The sequence below is a fragment of the Veillonella sp. T14073-2 genome, assembly GCF_002959875.1.
GTDB lineage: Bacteria > Bacillota > Negativicutes > Veillonellales > Veillonellaceae > Veillonella > Veillonella infantium.
Genome location: NZ_PPDC01000002.1, coordinates 77387 through 95880 on the forward strand (window position 1 = coordinate 77387; position 18494 = coordinate 95880).

An 18494-nucleotide genomic window follows, 5' to 3' on the forward strand; every position below is an offset into this window, starting at 1 on the left:
ATTATTATTTAGGTACGAAATACATCAATATAGACCAAATAAATCCAAATAAATATAGTAGTCTAAGGATATAAACTACTATATCTACAAAACGATTTAGCACTCCATCTTTAGCAATACTATAAATAAGTACTCTATCACTAAACAAAAAAGCAGGTAGTATCCATTGGATACTACCTGCTACTAGCTTTACTATTTTCAGCTTTAATGTTTTTCACTTATTGTTAGATTGTATGTGAAGATTCACTTAAAACAGTGTCTTTTTATTTAGTATATATACTTCCGCTGTACCAGCTTCGCTAGACTCAGATACATTTGGGTAGATAGTAGACTGACGGAAGTGCTTGATTTCACCTTTTGGAACGATGAGCATTAGAGGTTTACCAGAGGCGATTATCTTGTTAAATTCCTCTTCGTTAACTTGTTCCATAAGATATTTCTTTGACCACTCGGCACTGCGTTTTTTAATTTTATCTCGATCATCCCAGCGACTTTCATCACCATTGATTTTAATAATCTTATGGCCTGTATAGTATACAGCAGCTGTACTGTAACCGTTATAGTAATAGATATCACCATCATAAGAGTCTACAACAGGCACTACCTCAATATTACTACGCTGCTTTACAAATGGTTCTAACCCTTCCACAACAACGATGGAGGAAATAACCATAGTACCTAGGACAATAATACTAACAAGGCGATACCCTTTTTTCGTATACCATGCGTGGAATAAAAGGAGTACGGCTACAGCCACCACAACATAGAGCAAGAAATAGAAGCCCCACGGTGCGAAGAATGAGCCCGCAACGTAAGCAATCCATAGGAGTAAGGTAGGGCCCATAATAACCCATTTTATAGCTCTCGATTTACCTTTACGTATAATCTTCATAACGCCCATAGCACCAATAGCACTAAATGGAACTAAGCTCACGAATGTATATAAAGGATATTTTGTAGCCATTAAGGTATAGAATAAAAGAATACCTACACCCCAAGTCATATTATAAATAAACCCAGTATGTCGTTGTTTAAAGCCATCAATAATACCGTAGATAACAGCACCGGTCCATGGCATAGATGCACCTAGGAAGATAGCGATGTAATACCACCATACATTATCTTCAGGGTGTTCGGATTGAGTGGCCCGTGTTACATTGTGAAGCCCTAAGAAGCCATTGATAAAATCTTGACCGTGAACGCTGTACATATACACATACCACGGCAAGCAGACTACACAAAAGGCAAGAATGCCACGCCAATCAAAGATAGCTTTCACCATCGACCAAGAACGATTGATCCCAGCAAAAACGAGTAAAATCATACCAGGCAAAACGAGTGCTACAGGCCCCTTTGTGAGCACCCCGAGGGCTGCAAAGATATAGGCCACAATCATAGCATGTGGTTTCTGTTCCACCATCCCCTTATAGGAATAAATCATGACCATGATCGTCGTATAAAGTAGCACCATGTCCGTAATAACGCCATGAGCTACGGTCCAGAACATGAGGGATGTACCAAGAACACCGGCCGCAATTAAGCCGAGGGCCCACTTGCCGCTCATAGTACGCGTCGATTGATACATAGTCGCTACAGATAAAGCGCCAAAGATAGCACTGGGTAAACGAACCACCCAATCGGCAATACCAAAGATTTTAAATCCAAGGGCAATGAGCCAATAAATCATAATTGGTTTATCGTACCAATAGGTGCCGTAAATTTGAGGTGACAACCAATCTCCGGAGAGAACCATTTCCTTAGCAGTTAACGCATAGTTAGATTCCACAGGATCCGTAACAGGCAACATATTATTGCCAAACAGATAAAAAACAAGCCATACAATAAATACGACTGGAGTTAATCGTGAAAGTTTCATAAGGGCCTCCTTATCGGCGATTGCGATAGTATTTAAAGCCCAATACAGCCGCTATAATAACGAATACAACAATCATAACAATCAAGAATTCATGATTGTATTGGATAAGATCCTTCCAATTTTCACCGAGTACTTTACCCAGGTAAACAAGAAGGATTGTCCAAGGAATCGTGCCTAGTACAGTCCAAATGACAAAATGCCACATAGGATAACGCGCCATGCCAGCTGGGAAAGAAATAAATGTACGAACACCTGGCAACAAACGGCCAAAGAATACCGCGGCGCCACCATACTTATTAAACAACTTTTCAGCGAGTTCAAATTTATGTTCATTAAAGAATATGTATTTGCCATATTTCAAAAGAAGTGGACGTCCGCCATGCTCACCCATCCAGTAGGATAAGATAGAGCCTACAATCCCTGCTAAAATACCTACAACCATAGTCGTATGTAAATCAAATATGCCCTGAGCAATCAGATATCCTGCAAAACCTAAGACGATTTCACTAGGAATAGGAATGTTAGCATTTTCCAAAACCATTGCAATAAACATGGCTCCATAGCCATACGTTTCCATAAATGAAATGATATATTCCACTGTTTTACCCCTTTTTAATCACCATTCGGGTCCATTATGCACAAATTTTTGGGCATAGTATTTTCATCATTACCATACCTATTCGGTATATCTTATATTTTACCATAATAAAAAGGCCCTCACCACAGGTGAAAGCCTTTTTACCATTTAACTGTATACGATTATTGCAATTCAGTAGTTTGAGTTGTTACTTCACGAGCCGTAGTAAATGCAGCAAGTTCTGCATCACCAGAACCAAGGATTACTTTGTTAGCTACTAGCGCATTAGCCGCTGTTTTAGCATCTTGTAAAGTAATTCCAGCACGAGGAGCACTAATTGTGACTGATGTGCTTTTACCACCGACCGTAGAAAATGTAAGATATACAACGCGTTTTTCCGCCATGTGGGCGCCTCCTTTCACGTATCATAAACAAGTTCTCGAATTTAGATAGAATGGGATGATTTCTGTAACTCTGCAATTCTGTAATTACATAAATTACACTTAGATTAAATATATCTATCTACAATTCATATCAATAAGGATGGGAATGTGAGGGTTTGCAATCTTTATATCCTGTTACGACTATGGGAGGATATAAAAACTAGCAATAAGAATGTGTTTGGATCACCTAAAAAACGAATAGATAAGATTCAATTAATGTCCTAAGGATACTTCATTGACGCGGACCACGTCGGACAAGCTGTGGTCATACAAGGCTGCTAGCGCATTACCAACGGTTTTTACATTATCGTCGGACGCTTCTTCTGCAACACGAGTATAGGTTACGTCTTTGTACTTCGGCGCATCTTCGGTGCCGATGTTAAAACGCAACACCAATTTAGTGCGTTTAATGTTAGCCATCGTATCACCTCCTTTCACCCTCTTATATTCCTGAGGTCCTCCTTCGACAACCCCCTCTAAAATAATTGCAGTAATCATTGTGAAAGTCAGAGAACAACAACTTTAAATCTATCCTTCTTACAGTATTTATATAAATCTAACAAACAATATAGGAGCATACACGCTATAAACTTGTCATAAATACAGAAAAAGACCCTTACAAGTCATTAACTATACAAATATAACTAACAACCGTAAAGGTCTACATAAGCCCATAAAAGGCAATGAAAATCTATAAAGTACCATAAACCATTATTAAGGTCTGTGCTCAATAGATAAATACTATTCAGTTTTCAAGGCTAGCATAAAGTCATGTGCTTTTACAGCTGCTTCAGTATCTACAAAGTGTAGCGGGTTTAATAAGCGACAGAATTTAAAGAGATATTCACGTTTACGTAAAATTTCTTTTACATGTAACACCGTATCGCGCGCCGTACGAGCCGAACTATAGCCATTCATCATAGCGTATAGGTAAGAAATCGGTAGGTTGTCCTCACGCAAATAGCTATGCACAAAGATGAGTAAATCCCAACCTTGCGGTGTAAATTCAGGCCAACGACGACCATTTTCCCAATCTAATAAAGTAACCTTATCAGTATCTGGATCATAGGTGATATCTCGCATGGCAGGACGGCCATGGGACAAACCATAGTCATGAAGTTGTCCCAATGTTTTACCAAAGCTATAGAAGATATGAGTGACCATATCTTGTAAGCTATCATCATCAGGATGTTGCGCTGGCAATTCACTATAATAGGTTAATGTTTTACCAGACCCTTCTGTAACGAAATAATGCTCTCTGAAACCAGCAATCACTGGCGCTACAGGCAACTGAGTATTTACGAAGGAAATTTTATAAAACTCATAATCAAAAGAAGCTCTAGGAGCTGGTTTAATCCAACTAGAGCGGTGATTACTGATATCTTGTTTTACATAATAGGTTTTATCATTAAACTCTACAGGAAAAACACGATGGTCTTTCTCTCCGTCGATTATGCGATCAATATATTCTAATAACATATCATTCATTATAGCCTCCCTGTGTATAACACTCTACAACACTAGTGTCCCTCAGCCATATATCTCAAAAAATCTAATATAACAATTTACCCTCTTATTATTATATTCCTCGGAATATATAATATTAAATAATTTATGAGTAATAGCATATTAGCTATTACTCATTTAAGTGTATACAATTAATGTATTTATTATACTACAATTATCATCTCATATCAAAGAGAATTCACTTCACCAATATAGATAAACACTGTATTATCGGCAAACTCTTCATGTTAATCTCAAATAACCCACCTTGGTTTTAACCCACAAAAGAAAAACCCCCTAGCCTAAGCTAGGGGGTTCTTCTGGTAATTATGATAATAGGTTTAGATTTAAGACAATACGAGGACCAACTGAGGTCATGTCTAAATCAAACGAATTAACCAACGAATTTAGTCACTGCTGCAGTATCAGTTAAGTGACGTTTAGGCATGCCCATTTCTTCAGGGGAAATGCCAAGAGCAAGACCCACTAATTGGGACATGTGCAAGATTGGCATATCTTTGCCACCGCCAACAACTTCTTTTGCTTCTTTTTGGAACATATCAAGTTGCATTTGGCAAAGTGGGCAAGGAGTTACTACGCAATCTGCGCCTTCTGTAGCTGCATCTTTGTTGATGGAGCCAGTCATTTGCATTACGGAATCATGTGCAGGGTATACAGCATGGAAACCGCAGCAATCAAGTTTACGGGAGAAGTCGATTGGTGTAGCACCGATAGCAGAGATCAAATCTGCTAAGGATGTAGGCATTTGATAATCTTCGAAGCCCAATTCAGTTTGAGGACGAAGAATATGGCAACCATAGTATTCAGCTACACGTAAACCAGTTAAAGGTTTAACAACTTTAGCTTTCAATTTATCCAAACCGTAATCGCGGATCAATACCCATAAGAAATGAGTGATATCAGTTGTACCGCGATATTGTTTACCGATTTGAGCTAATTTTTTGTTAACTTCGTTCTTTTCTTTTTCGTTTTTATCAAGCTCGTTTTTAGCTTCACGAAGCATCAAAGTACAAGTGTTACATACAGTTAAAAGGTTCAAACCTTTTTCTTCTGCCAATGCAATGTTACGAGCATTTGTAGCAAGTGTAATTTCTGGAGCGATGTCTTGAACGTGGGACGCGCCGCAGCAAGTCCAGCCGTCAAGCTCTTCCAACTCGATGCCTAATTTTTTAGCTACAGCAACTGTTGCTAAGTAGTCTTCTTTGGCAGCGCTTTCAAGAACGCAACCTGGGAAAAATGCGTATTTCATTATTTGCTTACCTCCTCAGCTGCTTTCATAAGTCTGCGAACACCATCAATACCATTTACAGGTTTTTGAGGTACTACAAGTTCGAATGGATTGATTTTGCTGTGTTTCCACAAACGTAAAGCATAGAATGCTTGTTTAGCGGAATCAACAACACCATCAGATTTCAAGCTCATAGAAACTTCTTTCAAGCGACCAGTTTTGTAGAGATCGTCTTTGAAAGCAACTGCATGGCGAACGCCTTTGCTGTTAGTAAGACCAGCTTTTGTAGCTTCTTTACGCAAGTTGGAAATATCTTGAGCAGGTTTTAAGTGTTTAGGACAACGGGAGATACAGTTCATGCAGTGAACGCATTTCCAAAGACCGTTGTCGAATGCAGGTTGAATGTGAGCCATAGGTGCATCATCACGGCTATCCAATACGAAACGGTTAGCTTTTGTGAATACATATGGTTCTAAGAAGTCATCTTGACGTGCAGTCAATTTGTTACATTCAGATGCGCAGCAACCACAAAGGATACATTCTGTACCAGCAACGAATTTTTTGAAGTCAGCTGGAGTTTGGCGAACGATTTTGTCACCTTCGTTGAATTCTGCTTTAAGGAAGATCCAAGGAGCAACTGTTTTCAAACGATCAACTTTTGCTTCCCAGTCAACAACTAAGTCGCGGATAACGCGGAAGTTGCCGATTGGTGCAATTGTCAATTCATCAGTACCATAACGTTCTGTTAATTCGTCGATTTTAGCTTCGCAACCAAGCATTGCTTCGCCGTTTACGCGAATGGAGCAAGCGCCGCAAACTGCGGAACGGCAGGCTGCCAAGAATGTTAAAGTTGGATCTTGAGTATCTTTAATTTTTTGAAGGCCCCAAAGAATTGTACGGTCAGCTTCATAGTCAAATTTGAAAGTCTGTACAAACGCGCGACCTTGTTGGTAACGGTGAATATGGTAGGTGATTTGTCTCATCTTAGTACTTCCTTTCTTGTGGTTCGTATTTAGTGAACACTACGTCGCGTTCAGTCAATTCGTACTCGCCGTTAGCACCCAATTTGATCAAAGAGTGTTTTAAGTATCTTTCATCATTACGTTTTGGATGGTCTTCACGGATATGAGCACCACGAGATTCACGACGGTGTAAAGCGCCCATAGCAATAGCTTTAGCTACTGTTAACATGGAACCGATTTCACAATAGTTAACGAATGCCATGTTGTAAGTACGTTCAGGGTCACCTACATAACAAGTTTTATAATCTTCCATCAATTGATCGATTTCTTTTAATGCTTCAGTAATACCGTCTTCATTACGGAAGATACCTACTTTGTTCCACATTGCATCAGCCAATGCATCGCGGATTTCAACTACAGGACGACCGCCTTCACGAGTTGTTACTTCAGTGAATTTAGCTTCCCAAGCTTTTGCAGCTGCAGCTAATTCTGCATCTACGTTAGGTTGTTCATGTGTTTCAGCATAGTCAGCTGCGCCAGCACCGGATACTTTACCGAATACTACGCCGTCTGCCAAGGAGTTACCACCTAAACGGTTAGCACCGTGGATGGAGATACAAGAAGCTTCGCCGGAGGAGAACAAACCAGGCAATTCACATGCACAAGTTTTGTAATCAACTACGTCGATACCGCCCATTGTATAGTGACATGTAGGACGAATAGGTACTGGTTGTACTAATGGATCGCAATGTTCGAAAGTCATAGCCAAGTCACGGATACCATGAAGTTTTTCAATGATAACTTCAGGACCTAAGTGACGAAGGTCAGCTACTACGTATGCGTTAAGACCAGAACCGAAACCACGACCTGCAGCGATTTCATCTTCGATTGCTTTCGCTACAACGTCACGGGATGCTAATTCCATTTTGTTAGGCGCATATTTTTTCATGAAACGTTCGCCTTCAGCGTTAAGAAGGTAACCACCTTCACCACGAACCGCTTCAGACATCAAGATACCAGTACGACCAAGACCAGTTGGATGGAATTGGATCATTTCCATATCTTTCAATGCATTACCAGCACGGAATGCTGCTGCCATACCATCGCCTGTGGAAAGGAATGGGTTTGTAGTACGAGTCCAGAAAATACGACCTGCACCACCAGTAGACAAGATAACAGCTTTCGCTTTAATTTGTTCTACACGACCTTCTTTCATGTTCCAAACTACAGCGCCACCAACATGACCTTCTGCAGATTTAACAAGATCTAAAAGGTACCATTCTTGTAAGAAGTGTACGCCTTCTTTCAAGCATTGTTCATAAGTTGTGTGCAAGATAACATGACCAGTTTTATCCGCAGAGTAGCAAGTACGTGGATAAGATTGACCACCAAAGTTACGTTGCGCAATTTTGTTTTGTTCTGTACGGGAGAATGGAGCACCCATGTGGTCCATTTCAAGTACGCCTTCTGGACAACGGGAGCAGAAGAATTCGATTGCATCTTGGTCGCCAAGATAGTCAGAACCTTTTACTGTATCAAAAGTATGTGTTTCTACAGTATCTTCAGCTGCTACGTTATTCAAACAAGCATTTACACCGCCTTGCGCCATTGCTGTTGCAGAGCGAGTTGGGAAAATTTTAGTAATAAGTGCTACATTTAAGCCTTTGCGACGACCTACTTCAAGAGCCGCACGTTGACCAGCGCCACCGCTACCTACTACTAGAACATCAAACTGTTCCATAATGACCTCCTCATAACTACCTATTAATAAGAAAACTTGTTAGACTATCTCATTTCAAAAACTTATAAAAATTTTTGATAACCTAATCATTTTTCTTTCAAGAAAAACCTCATACTTATGCGATTCTTCTTATTTCTTTACCTATAATTATAGAGAGCATTTTGTATGATGTCTAAACCCTATTATGCATAATTAATTTCGATTAATCTAACTGATAATCTATTTCACTTATTGTTTTTCTTGTTTACTTATGAACATTTAAAATAGATTTATGAATATTTCATACAAGAAGTTAAGGATATTACGAAAGTAATTCGGTTCCGAAATTTTTGTATATTTTTATTTCTTACAATACATCAACTAGCCCTATAAATACTGTGTTTATTCAATATCGAAATCATTCATAATAATTAATATCCGTTAAATTCCTACCAAAACCACCTCGATTTTAACCATCGAAAATCATTAAATTTCTACGACTATCATTGGTATTTATCTCTCTGATAATTATTATCACAAGTTTTTCTAGTGATTTCTTTCACACTCGCCAAAATTGGTAAAATCAGGTCTATCTATGCGCATACGGCAATCTTCGATATAGTTCATCTTCATTCATTAGCAGAATTCATTAAGTTTCAAGTTTTTCCCGTCTTTTGGCTTTAAAAACATGAAGAAGGCGCTTATAAACTCGCATATACATTCATCTTTTGCTCATTCCTGTTGTATAAGGTATGATAATAGATAAATAAGTTATATAATATTATATATATAGTCACCCTTATATGGTGTTGTGGCTTTCACAAAAAAGAAAGCTTATATATATAATGACTATATTAATGTAGTTGGAGAGCTATATTTTTAACTCATACATAAGGAGAACAGAGAATGAAAATTTTACTTGTAGAAGACGAAGAAATGCTGAATGGCATTACCGCCAAATATTTACGTGCAGAGAATATGACGGTTGATACATGCTTTAACGGTCAACAAGCGATTGATTATGTAAACACATCCAGCTATGACGTTATCGTTATGGATATCATGATGCCGATCCTCGATGGTATTAGTGCTCTTGCTCAAATGCGTAACGATGGCAATACAACACCTGTATTGCTTTTAACTGCAAAAGATTCCTTACAAGATAAAGTTACAGGTCTCAACACAGGTGCTGATGATTACCTTGTAAAACCATTTGATCTTGAAGAGTTAACTGCTCGTATCTATGCATTGGCTCGCCGTAACGCACGTCATGCACAAAATGATATCCATGTTGGCCCTCTTACTATCAATGTGCCTCAACGTACTGTTAAACGGGACGGCGAAACAATCACATTGACTGCAAAAGAATTCGACCTCTTATACTATTTAGCAAGTAACGAAAACATCGTATTATCCCGTCAACAAATTCTTGATCACGTTTGGGAATACGATTATGAAAGCTACTCTAATCTTATCGATGTATACATCAAAGATTTACGTAAAAAGATCGATACTGACGAGAATGTAAAACTCATTCAAACAGTTCGTGGAGTAGGGTATGTCCTCAAAACAGAAAACTAATGATCCTCACCGAGATCTAGACACCATGTCTGGGGCAGCTACCGATTTATTTAATCGGCTGCCCCTAACTTTTAAAATCATGTCTTGGTATACCATCTTCTTGCTTATCATTTTGATGGTTGCATCCGCATGGATTTATGCATATACGCACGAATCCGATAACAAAGAAGTTCGCGAGCGCTTACAGCAGCAAGCAATGATCATGGCTACGGATATCCGCAAATTTAAGCCGTACCAAGATAACACATTCTTCTTTGTATCAACCCAGGACGGCTATATCATTAAAGGTGCGCTACCAGATGGCTTCCCTAATCAAACAGTCCTATCCTTGGGTCAGGTTGGAGAAATCGCTGTTGGTGATGATACCTTCTACTACTACGATACCCCGGTTAACGAACCGAATTATCGTGGTATTTTGCGCGCCGTTACAAAGGTAAAAACGGCCTCTAAAAAAACAGAAAACCTTTTATATAGTTTATTATTAGGTGATATCATATTCTTGTTGATTTCATCATTAGGCGGTTATCTATTCATCAAAAAAGGCCTCAAGCCGGTCCGAACCTTGACGAAAACAGCTAAGGTTATCGGTAAGAATAATGACTTAAGTCGCCGTATTGATATTCCATCCCGTACAGCACGAGATGAAATTTACGAACTAACAACAACCTTTAACCGCATGATTTCAGGTCTTGAAGATTCTTCAAACCGAGAAAAGCAGTTTAGTTCGGACGTATCCCATGAGCTACGTACACCAATTGCTGTTATTAAGGCGGAAAGTGAATTTGCATTAAAATATGGTCGTACAGAGGATGATTTACGAGAAGGTTTGACCCATATCTTAGCACAAGCTAAGTTTATGACAAATCTCGTAAGCCAACTGCTTGATGTGGCTCGCCTGGAGAATGCACAAGATCTTACCTTAGCCCCTGTAGATGTATCAGGGATGCTTACGAATATGGTTCATGACTATACTCGACTGTGTGCAGAAAATACAGAAAAACAAATTACTATAACATCTCACATTGAGCCAAATCTACGCATGACAGCTCACGAAGTATCCTTGCGTCGAGCGATTACAAATTTAGTGGATAATGCCATTAAGTTTACAAACTCCACCATCGATATTTCAGCAAAACTCGTAGATCATGAACTCGTTATTACGGTGTCAGATAATGGTATCGGTATCGAGCAAGAAAACCTAGAGCATATTTGGGATCGTATGTATCAAACGGAACAATCCCGTAATAAAAAATCAAACCACGGTATCGGTCTAGGCCTATACTTTGTAAATAAAGTTATTAACTTGCACCACGGCACAGTAACGGCCGCTAGTGAGCCACAAGTAAGAACTACATTTACAGTTCGATTGCCATACAATAGAATTGAAGAATAAGCTAAAGCTTACATACATATAACAAAACGCTAGCACAGAGACATCGTCTCGTTGCTAGCGTTTTTTTGTATTATGTAGCGTTTTTGTATTATGTAGCGTTTATAGTATTTAACCTTGAATTGTTTAGCCTATGAATTGTTGCCATAGCGGCATATAAACGTATTCTAGGAAGGTCCATACAACAAGACCCGCTACAGCACCAACGATGGCGCCATTGATACGGATCCAGCTAAGGTCATCCTCAACCTTAGATTCGATGAAGTAAATAAACTTCTCTGTGCTAAGGCCGCCGAGCACTTGGCGTATGATGGTTTCAATGAGGTCGTAGCCTTGTTCAAGGACGTATCCCCCAATATCATGTAATGTTTGTTCTATACGATTTCTAAGGTCTTCAGATTGACCGTATACGGTCCACAATTCAAGAGCGATATTAACTAATACTTGAGCTGGTGTTTCCCCATTTTCATCCCCTACAAGCAATAGTTCTTCTACATACGGGCATAAATGGTTTTCAATAACAAATTCCCAGTCTTGTTCACGAATCCAACGTTCCCACGCTTCATCGAGAGCATCACAAACCTCGCGGTTTTCTTCTATATGGCGAATTGGATCTACCCATTGGCGAAGCCATGCAGTCCGTTCAGGACTATTTGGTCGCTTCCAGTTTTCAAGCATAGCATAGGCCTCTTGAACGATAGCCTGTGCCAACTCATGGTAGTTCACCACATCGGTCGCTTCAGACATGGAGATAAGGAAATCAGACCAGAAGCCTTTTCTCTTTTTCTTATGAGCCTCTTCTGCTACAACAGCTGTAAGCCATGTCACCATAGCCGGATGATTGATACGTTCTTGAACTACGTTCAACACCTGTACAACCATGCCTTCGTAGCGATTATGTTCACATAAGTCGAGCAACACGTGTTTCAGAACCGGTACTAAAGAATGTTTTTGAAGCAATCCACGAATGCGTTTTGCCCCCCACTGTGCCCATTCTTCGCTCGTTTGAGATTTCCATAATAGATGCAACCCTTGATGGATAACGAGACGCGCTGCCCGTTGCCCTTCAGGTGATAGCAAGAATTTTTCAAACAACGGAACAAATTGCACATTATTTAACAATACCTTGCAACGATCCTTGGTAAGCATCTTTGTCTCAACCAGCTTAATAACACCATTGATAAGGCGATCTTTATTTCTTGGAATGAGCGCCGTATGGTATGGAAAGCCTAATGGCTTACGGAACAAAGCAGTTACGGCAAACCAGTCCGCCACACTGCCGATAAGGGCAGACTGTACCGCCCAGTAAAGCGGCTGGTACCAGCTTTCAGAACCAAAGAAAAATTGACCTACGAAAGCAAAACAGTACAATAGGGCAGTCAAACCAAGAATACCGTTTGCGCGCTGCCGCAAGGTGAGGGATTTCAAATATCTAATCATTTGAGCACCCCCTCTACAAAAATGGTCAAGCCGTAGAAGATGCCGCCTAGGACAGCCCCTACAAGAGAACCATTAATACGAATCATTTGGAGGTCGTAGTACATCTTGCCACGTACGATTTGGGTGATTTCATCTGGTGAATAGCGTGACAATTCCTGTCCCACCACTCTATCGATGAGTGGGTTTAATTTTTGTAACCACGGAATACTGCGAAGCAAGAAGAACCGTTCAAAAGGCGCTTGCTTGTCTGGATTTAACAAGATTTCCGTACCGAGCACATTAAAGCGGTCCATAACGATGTCCATGAGGCGATTCCAGTCTACAGTATCGCCGTCGATGAGCTTGCCTTCCCATTCTTCGAGAACCATTCGGATCCATTGGTCTTTATGTTCTTCGATAAATGCTTGCCATTCCTTATTTGTTTCCAAATTATTGAAGAATCGAATCGCTTGGCCCCATACGTAACGACCTAGCGCAGAATCGATGGACTCGTTTTCCTTGAGGAATTGAACGGCCTTTTTCTGTACCGTTTCCACCAATCGTTCTGGTGAAAGCCCATCCCCACCAAAGGCAATAGCCAGTTCGCGGAAGAAGGAATCCTTCGTATAGGTTTTCATAATATCTAGCATAACGCGATACAAATAAGGATATACCTGATTCGATGCGATAACACGCTGACAGGTACGGTTAAAGTAAAGCCAGAAAATACTTGCTGTTTGGCGCTCTAACATGCAGCGGCCAAACAAGATAACGAGAGGCGTCGCCTTCCAGTTCGTAACACCTTTATAAACAGCCTTGTTGATTTCTTGACGCATAGGCTCAATATCCATATGGGATAAGACTTGATTACCTACACCGTACAAGATTTCTTTGATCTGACCTTGTCCTACATCACTCATGCCATATTCGATAATACGGACCATGACGCGTTCTTTTTTGATGGCATAATACATCTGTGGCACGCGCAACAACTCTTCGCTAAGCATGGTGCGTCCCATTTGAATGAGTCGTTCCTTGCTGCGCGGTAAAATAGCCGTCTTAAAAGGAATACCCAAAGGCTTCGTAAAGAGTGCCGTTACCGCATACCAGTCCGCTAGGCCACCAATCATAGCCGCCCCAGATACGTGCATGATAAACGCCCAGAACGTATCCTGTCTTTGTGGATATGCAATTAAAAATATAATAGCCATGACAACCAACAGTGTCGTTGCCACTGGTTTAGTTTTCATCATCACTTGATCCTAACTTACTGAATTACGTATATAGACTCTCCCCATATAACGTAGTGACCATATAGGCCACGAACTTTCACAAACTACAAACTGTGAAAGTAAATTTAGAATGTGCATTCATCGCCTTCTTTTTGTGGTTCCCATACAGGGACATCGCCAAAGAGGGCTTTAAAATACACGGACGGTGTCCATAGAGGACCATTTAGATGCATGGGAATAAAGGCTTTTTTCACCTCTACACGGCGAAGAAATTCAATACTGCCCCACTCCATAGCATCTTCCAGACGATTGTCCACAGGGAACATCGCTACATCTACAGACAAGCCGTCTAACTCCTTAAACTCACGCCAAGCCATACGCTTCGCGTCTGCATTATTTTCCGGTGTATCACCAAGCCAATGCCACCAGTTGAGGTCCCCTGCATGGAAGATAGAATCAGAATCGATGTTAGCCGTATTTGTCTTTACATAGAAAGAACCGCCTTCATCGGTACTACCATACATGTGAATGCCTACATCATCAAGGTTAGCATCTTGGCCAGGGCGCATAGTAATACATTTCTTCACCTTGCCCTCTAGCGGTACATCTTGATGGCAAATATAACGAGTTTGAGGCCCATCAAACTCCGTAATAGACGGATTGAAGTGATCACCATGAGTGTGGCTCACAAAGAACCAAAGCTCACGACCACGCTTTGCTAATTGCCAAACTATATTATTAGGATCTTTATAATAATCAAATACATAGCAACGCTTACCGTCATCTACGAGGAAGCCGCTATGAGCTAAAAAAGTAACATCTAACATTATTATCAATACCTCTAATTTATTGAGAATTTATATCATTCGTATTGTTTATTATACCATATTTTTCTTAATACATGACATAAACAAATAGCTATTCATGACATATATAAAGGCTTTTTAAAGTCTTATCAAATATATAGTGCCCCATGTTTATAATCATAATAAGGGCAGAAATGCCGCTGGCATTTCTTACATGCGGCCAGCGGCTTTCATATAGTCAATATATTGGTTTCCCCATGTTTCAAGGGATGCTAGAACAGTCTTAAACCCCGCTCCCACTTCAGTAAGGCTGTACTCAACCTTTGGCGGAATAGTACCATAAACTTCACGATGTACTAGACCATCATCCTCCATCTGACGTAACGCTCTTGTTAATGTAGCTTGAGTAATAGGATGTAAGCGTCGTTCTAACTCACGGAAACGCACAGGTCCTTCGGCTAATTCATGCATGATCAATAAAGACCATTTGCCGGCTAATAACTTTTGACTCGTTGCAAAGGGACAGCGGCCCACTAAATCATGAACATTTACGAGTTGCTCTGCCATGGTAATTCTCCTTTTATATGTATATCTTCAGTAGATTATTAAAACGAAATTAATTAGAAATCTTTCTTTCTAATGTAGTTCAAATCATATCACAAAATTTTAGTATTGCAAGTATTTTATAGTATCTTTTTTTAGGGTACAAATCTTTTTGAAAAAATTTTAATCAATAATAATCATAATTCTATCACTTTTGATAGTACCTATCTAAAATAATTCTACTACTCAAAATATTTGCACAACTATATAATGAGGTCATCAGCTGAACACACTAACAACTACGGAGCAAACTTTACTAACCTGTATCTAGAAAATAACTTTACTCCATCACAAAAAAACTATGCGCTCAATAAAAGAGACTTTCACAACAAGGAGAATTATCATGAATATTTTAGTAATCGGTGCAAATGGTAATGCAGGTCGTCGTATTGTAGAAAAAGCCCTCAAGGCAGGTCATCAAGTAACAGGCGTTGTTCGCCGTGAAGGCGCTATCGAAGGAATACCAACCATCGTAAAAGATGCGTTACAATTAACAAAACAAGAACTAACTCAATTTGATGTAGTCGTAAATGCTACAAGCGCTTTCACACCAGATACATATCATTTACCAGCAGATTTGACATTATTGCTTGTAAAAGCATTAGCTAACACAAATACGCGCCTCATCGCTATAGGTGGTGCAGGCAGTCTCTATGTAGACGAAGATCACACAGTTCAATTAAATGATACACCAGAGTTTCCAAAAGAATTTTTAGCTCGTTCAAAAACTCATGGTAAGTCTGACGATATCTTGCGTAAATTCAGCAATGTAGACTGGACAATGCTTACTCCACCACCAATCTTAGATACAGAAGGGCCTGAATCTAATGACTATGTATTAGGTAATGAAAATGTTATCTTGAACAAAGAAGGCAAACCTTATATCTCATATGCTACATTCGCACAAATTCTAGTAGATGAAATCAACAATCACAAGTTTGGGCGTCAACGTTTTACAGCAGTGCAAAACTAAGGTAGAAATTTTTTAAGGAGGGCATCTATTATGAAACGTATGCCTACACTATTCGTCGGCCACGGCAGTCCTATGATGGCTTTAGAACATACAGAAATAACCAATACATTTCAAACTATAGGCAAAAACATAATCAATAATTACGGTAAACCAAAAGCTATCTTAGCCATTTCTGCTCACTGGTATGCAGATGGCACCTACATTCAAAGCGCAGAGAATCCAAAACAAATTTACGATATGTATGGATTCCCTCAAGAACTCTACGAAGTTGTATATCCTGCAAAGGGTGACAGCAATTTAACGAAAGAAGTACAAAAATTACTGGGTAACTCCGTTTCTATAAATGATACTTGGGGCATCGATCACGGCATGTGGACCGTATTAATTCACATGTTCCCTGATGCGTCCATAGCAGTGGTGCAATTATCCATTAATAAATACTTAAGCCCTAAAGAAATGTATCAACTAGGTACAAAACTTCAAGTATTACGCGATGAAGGCTATCTCATCATAGGCAGTGGTAATATCGTTCACAATTTAAGACGCTTGGAATGGGAAAATCCATCAGGCTCCCCTGCTACGATTGAGTTTGACCAATATATTACTAATGCTGTATTAGAAAACGATATATATACTGTCATCAATTACTCCAATCACCCTCAAGCCAGCTATGCAGTGCCAACACCAGAGCACTACCTCCCATTGATTTATATTATGGGGGCTAGCGAAGGAGCCAAACCCACCGTCTTTAATCAAAGCTATAATACTGGATCTCTATCTATGACCGGTGTTATCTTTGAAGATGAAAATAGAGAAAAACAAAAGTCGGCGTAACGTATGCAAGACTTCTTTATAACCGTGCTTTGCTATTTTATGTTTAAAGGACTGACGAATATTATCAATATATATCTAGTTGTTGTATATGAAAATATAAAATCATCATAGTCGTATTGTTGAAATATATTGTATAGCATTTGCGTAAATAAATTTGTAAATGATAAATACAAATACCAATGTGGATTCCTAGACAACACATGGTTTCTGTCACTATAACCAAGCAAGCATTAGACTCTATCATAAAACTAGATTAGCGTCTAAATGGGTTATGAAAAACGTGTCTGGACTAGAAATAGTTTAGAAAACTAAAGCTATTTTGGAAATACATAGCATGACTAAAATCGATAAAAACCTTCCATATTTAATAAATGACGATATAAAAATAAAATCTATATATACTAATACATAGCAAACGTTCTCTTAGGTAGACGACAACGAGGTTAATGATTTATCCTTAAGTTGATTATCACTACCAATAGGTGGTACAGAAGGACAAGATAAAAAGCTCTGGCAATATTAATACCTATAGTCATATTATTTTAGATGTTAGTAGTTTATAGGTGGTTCTATGGAACTTAAAGATAAAGTTGTTGGTATAGTTACATATGATGTAGATAATGTACAAAATATTTATATTATTAAGATAAATACTACAGAAAATATTGCACTAACTCATACATCTGGATCTGTATCTAGATCTGATTTTGATAAAATTTTTAAAATCGGTAAAAAAGCAATATTAGTATCATCCTAGCATAAGCAATATATTGCACGAAATAATAATACGTATTATACTGGCCTTAAAAGGAGGTATTGTATTATGAAATTTTTAGTTGCTTTAATTGTGTTATTATCTTGTGCTTTTTCGTCCAATGCGTTCTACAATAATCCAAGTGGTAGTTATGCCTATGACATAGGGTATAACTCTGGATATATACATGGTTCGTCTGGACGTGGGGCAGAATCTAATTATGGTCGTAACTACGATTATATCGAAGGGTACAATGACGGATATTATGATGGACAGTCTGAATACTACAACAGACAAAACATAATAGACGAATATAACCAAGGTCTGTATTATTAATTTGTAAATAAAAGGTTTATGTCAAAACGAAAATTATCCTCACCAACGCACGAATTGGTTATTAATCAAGGTGACGATTTTATTTTCAACCTGTAATCAAAGATGCACAATCATAACCACCCGTAGAACGGGTGGTTTGCTCTGACCCTATAAGGGTCTTTCTCTAGTGGTGGCCCTCTAAAGAGGGCATTGAATGATCTGACAACCACTCTATTACCACTGGCTGCCCCCTA

The 18494-nt window shown here is 39.1% G+C and carries 18 protein-coding genes; 6 read left to right on the plus strand and 12 right to left on the minus strand.

Going from position 1 to position 18494, the window contains the following annotated elements:
* Positions 1–247 precede the first annotated feature (247 nt).
* The 8 genes from VCHSUH04_RS02125 to VCHSUH04_RS02160 form a co-directional block, all read right to left on the minus strand.
* On the minus strand, positions 248–1876 hold the full coding sequence (locus VCHSUH04_RS02125) for a glycosyltransferase family 39 protein (RefSeq protein WP_105085140.1): 1629 nt from the start codon (positions 1874–1876) through the stop codon (positions 248–250).
* Between the two features lie 10 nt (positions 1877–1886).
* Positions 1887–2474 carry a DedA family protein gene (locus VCHSUH04_RS02130; protein WP_039968871.1) on the minus strand — a complete coding sequence of 196 codons (588 nt, stop codon included), beginning with the start codon at positions 2472–2474 and terminating at the stop codon, positions 1887–1889.
* A 161-nt stretch (positions 2475–2635) separates the two neighbouring features.
* Positions 2636–2857 (minus strand): DUF2922 domain-containing protein, encoded by a 222-nt coding sequence (locus VCHSUH04_RS02135; RefSeq protein WP_009352278.1) that lies wholly within the window; start codon positions 2855–2857, stop codon positions 2636–2638.
* Between the two features lie 252 nt (positions 2858–3109).
* Positions 3110–3316: a DUF1659 domain-containing protein gene (locus VCHSUH04_RS02140; RefSeq protein WP_009352393.1), complete on the minus strand. Its 207-nt coding sequence runs from the start codon at positions 3314–3316 to the stop codon at positions 3110–3112.
* 321 nt (positions 3317–3637) lie between these two features.
* The gene (locus tag VCHSUH04_RS02145) at positions 3638–4384 is read right to left on the minus strand and encodes a hypothetical protein (protein ID WP_105085141.1); all 747 of its coding nucleotides are present in this window, start codon (positions 4382–4384) and stop codon (positions 3638–3640) included.
* 412 nt (positions 4385–4796) lie between these two features.
* Positions 4797–5672, minus strand: a complete 876-nt coding sequence (locus VCHSUH04_RS02150) for a CoB--CoM heterodisulfide reductase iron-sulfur subunit B family protein (protein ID WP_060923769.1) — start codon at positions 5670–5672, stop codon at positions 4797–4799.
* Positions 5672–6634 (minus strand): succinate dehydrogenase/fumarate reductase iron-sulfur subunit, encoded by a 963-nt coding sequence (locus tag VCHSUH04_RS02155; RefSeq protein WP_005385096.1) that lies wholly within the window; start codon positions 6632–6634, stop codon positions 5672–5674. Before VCHSUH04_RS02155 ends, VCHSUH04_RS02150 begins: the two co-directional genes overlap by 1 nt.
* 1 nt (position 6635) lies before the next feature.
* Complete coding sequence (locus VCHSUH04_RS02160; protein ID WP_105085142.1) at positions 6636–8354, minus strand: FAD-binding protein; 1719 nt, start codon at positions 8352–8354, stop codon at positions 6636–6638.
* A gap of 885 nt (positions 8355–9239) precedes the next feature.
* On the opposite strand from VCHSUH04_RS02160, the gene VCHSUH04_RS02165 reads away from it, so the two are divergent.
* Together VCHSUH04_RS02165 and VCHSUH04_RS02170 are read left to right on the plus strand one after the other, a co-directional pair.
* Positions 9240–9914, plus strand: coding sequence for a response regulator transcription factor (locus VCHSUH04_RS02165; protein ID WP_024066445.1), 675 nt, complete (start codon positions 9240–9242; stop codon positions 9912–9914).
* On the plus strand, positions 9892–11307 hold the full coding sequence (locus VCHSUH04_RS02170) for a HAMP domain-containing sensor histidine kinase (protein ID WP_199176423.1): 1416 nt from the start codon (positions 9892–9894) through the stop codon (positions 11305–11307). The genes VCHSUH04_RS02165 and VCHSUH04_RS02170 overlap by 23 nt, the downstream gene beginning before the upstream one ends.
* Before the next feature lie 123 nt (positions 11308–11430).
* Here the strand turns inward: VCHSUH04_RS02170 and VCHSUH04_RS02175 are convergent, their stop codons facing one another.
* From VCHSUH04_RS02175 to VCHSUH04_RS02190, 4 genes are all read right to left on the minus strand, one after another.
* Positions 11431–12744, minus strand: a complete 1314-nt coding sequence (locus VCHSUH04_RS02175) for a DUF445 domain-containing protein (RefSeq protein WP_105085143.1) — start codon at positions 12742–12744, stop codon at positions 11431–11433.
* Positions 12741–13976: a DUF445 family protein gene (locus VCHSUH04_RS02180; protein WP_105085144.1), complete on the minus strand. Its 1236-nt coding sequence runs from the start codon at positions 13974–13976 to the stop codon at positions 12741–12743. Before VCHSUH04_RS02180 ends, VCHSUH04_RS02175 begins: the two co-directional genes overlap by 4 nt.
* A gap of 104 nt (positions 13977–14080) precedes the next feature.
* Positions 14081–14782, minus strand: a complete 702-nt coding sequence (locus tag VCHSUH04_RS02185; RefSeq protein WP_105085145.1) for an MBL fold metallo-hydrolase — start codon at positions 14780–14782, stop codon at positions 14081–14083.
* Between the two features lie 189 nt (positions 14783–14971).
* Positions 14972–15328: a helix-turn-helix domain-containing protein gene (locus VCHSUH04_RS02190; protein ID WP_105085146.1), complete on the minus strand. Its 357-nt coding sequence runs from the start codon at positions 15326–15328 to the stop codon at positions 14972–14974.
* Positions 15329–15707: 379 nt separating this feature from the next.
* Between VCHSUH04_RS02190 and VCHSUH04_RS02195 the strand changes: the two genes are divergently transcribed.
* From VCHSUH04_RS02195 to VCHSUH04_RS02210, 4 genes are all read left to right on the plus strand, one after another.
* Positions 15708–16337: an NAD(P)-dependent oxidoreductase gene (locus VCHSUH04_RS02195; protein WP_105085147.1), complete on the plus strand. Its 630-nt coding sequence runs from the start codon at positions 15708–15710 to the stop codon at positions 16335–16337.
* A gap of 30 nt (positions 16338–16367) precedes the next feature.
* Positions 16368–17171, plus strand: coding sequence for a 4,5-DOPA dioxygenase extradiol (gene ygiD / locus VCHSUH04_RS02200; protein WP_105085148.1), 804 nt, complete (start codon positions 16368–16370; stop codon positions 17169–17171).
* Between the two features lie 571 nt (positions 17172–17742).
* Positions 17743–17928, plus strand: a complete 186-nt coding sequence (locus VCHSUH04_RS02205; RefSeq protein ID WP_105085149.1) for a hypothetical protein — start codon at positions 17743–17745, stop codon at positions 17926–17928.
* 66 nt (positions 17929–17994) lie between these two features.
* Positions 17995–18261, plus strand: a complete 267-nt coding sequence (locus VCHSUH04_RS02210; protein WP_105085150.1) for a hypothetical protein — start codon at positions 17995–17997, stop codon at positions 18259–18261.
* The last annotated feature ends 233 nt before the right edge of the window (positions 18262–18494 follow it).

Coding starts and splice junctions, on each gene's coding strand:
- VCHSUH04_RS02125 (WP_105085140.1), bottom strand. CDS start 1,876: ATGAAACTTTCACGATTAACTCCAGTCGTATTTATTGTATGGCTTGTT.
- VCHSUH04_RS02135 (WP_009352278.1), bottom strand. CDS start 2,857: ATGGCGGAAAAACGCGTTGTATATCTTACATTTTCTACGGTCGGTGGT.
- VCHSUH04_RS02140 (WP_009352393.1), bottom strand. CDS start 3,316: ATGGCTAACATTAAACGCACTAAATTGGTGTTGCGTTTTAACATCGGC.
- VCHSUH04_RS02145 (WP_105085141.1), bottom strand. CDS start 4,384: ATGAATGATATGTTATTAGAATATATTGATCGCATAATCGACGGAGAG.
- VCHSUH04_RS02150 (WP_060923769.1), bottom strand. CDS start 5,672: ATGAAATACGCATTTTTCCCAGGTTGCGTTCTTGAAAGCGCTGCCAAA.
- VCHSUH04_RS02155 (WP_005385096.1), bottom strand. CDS start 6,634: ATGAGACAAATCACCTACCATATTCACCGTTACCAACAAGGTCGCGCG.
- VCHSUH04_RS02160 (WP_105085142.1), bottom strand. CDS start 8,354: ATGGAACAGTTTGATGTTCTAGTAGTAGGTAGCGGTGGCGCTGGTCAA.
- VCHSUH04_RS02165 (WP_024066445.1), top strand. CDS start 9,240: ATGAAAATTTTACTTGTAGAAGACGAAGAAATGCTGAATGGCATTACC.
- VCHSUH04_RS02170 (WP_199176423.1), top strand. CDS start 9,892: ATGTCCTCAAAACAGAAAACTAATGATCCTCACCGAGATCTAGACACC.
- VCHSUH04_RS02175 (WP_105085143.1), bottom strand. CDS start 12,744: ATGATTAGATATTTGAAATCCCTCACCTTGCGGCAGCGCGCAAACGGT.
- VCHSUH04_RS02180 (WP_105085144.1), bottom strand. CDS start 13,976: ATGATGAAAACTAAACCAGTGGCAACGACACTGTTGGTTGTCATGGCT.
- VCHSUH04_RS02185 (WP_105085145.1), bottom strand. CDS start 14,782: ATGTTAGATGTTACTTTTTTAGCTCATAGCGGCTTCCTCGTAGATGAC.
- VCHSUH04_RS02190 (WP_105085146.1), bottom strand. CDS start 15,328: ATGGCAGAGCAACTCGTAAATGTTCATGATTTAGTGGGCCGCTGTCCC.
- VCHSUH04_RS02195 (WP_105085147.1), top strand. CDS start 15,708: ATGAATATTTTAGTAATCGGTGCAAATGGTAATGCAGGTCGTCGTATT.
- ygiD (WP_105085148.1), top strand. CDS start 16,368: ATGAAACGTATGCCTACACTATTCGTCGGCCACGGCAGTCCTATGATG.
- VCHSUH04_RS02205 (WP_105085149.1), top strand. CDS start 17,743: ATGGAACTTAAAGATAAAGTTGTTGGTATAGTTACATATGATGTAGAT.
- VCHSUH04_RS02210 (WP_105085150.1), top strand. CDS start 17,995: ATGAAATTTTTAGTTGCTTTAATTGTGTTATTATCTTGTGCTTTTTCG.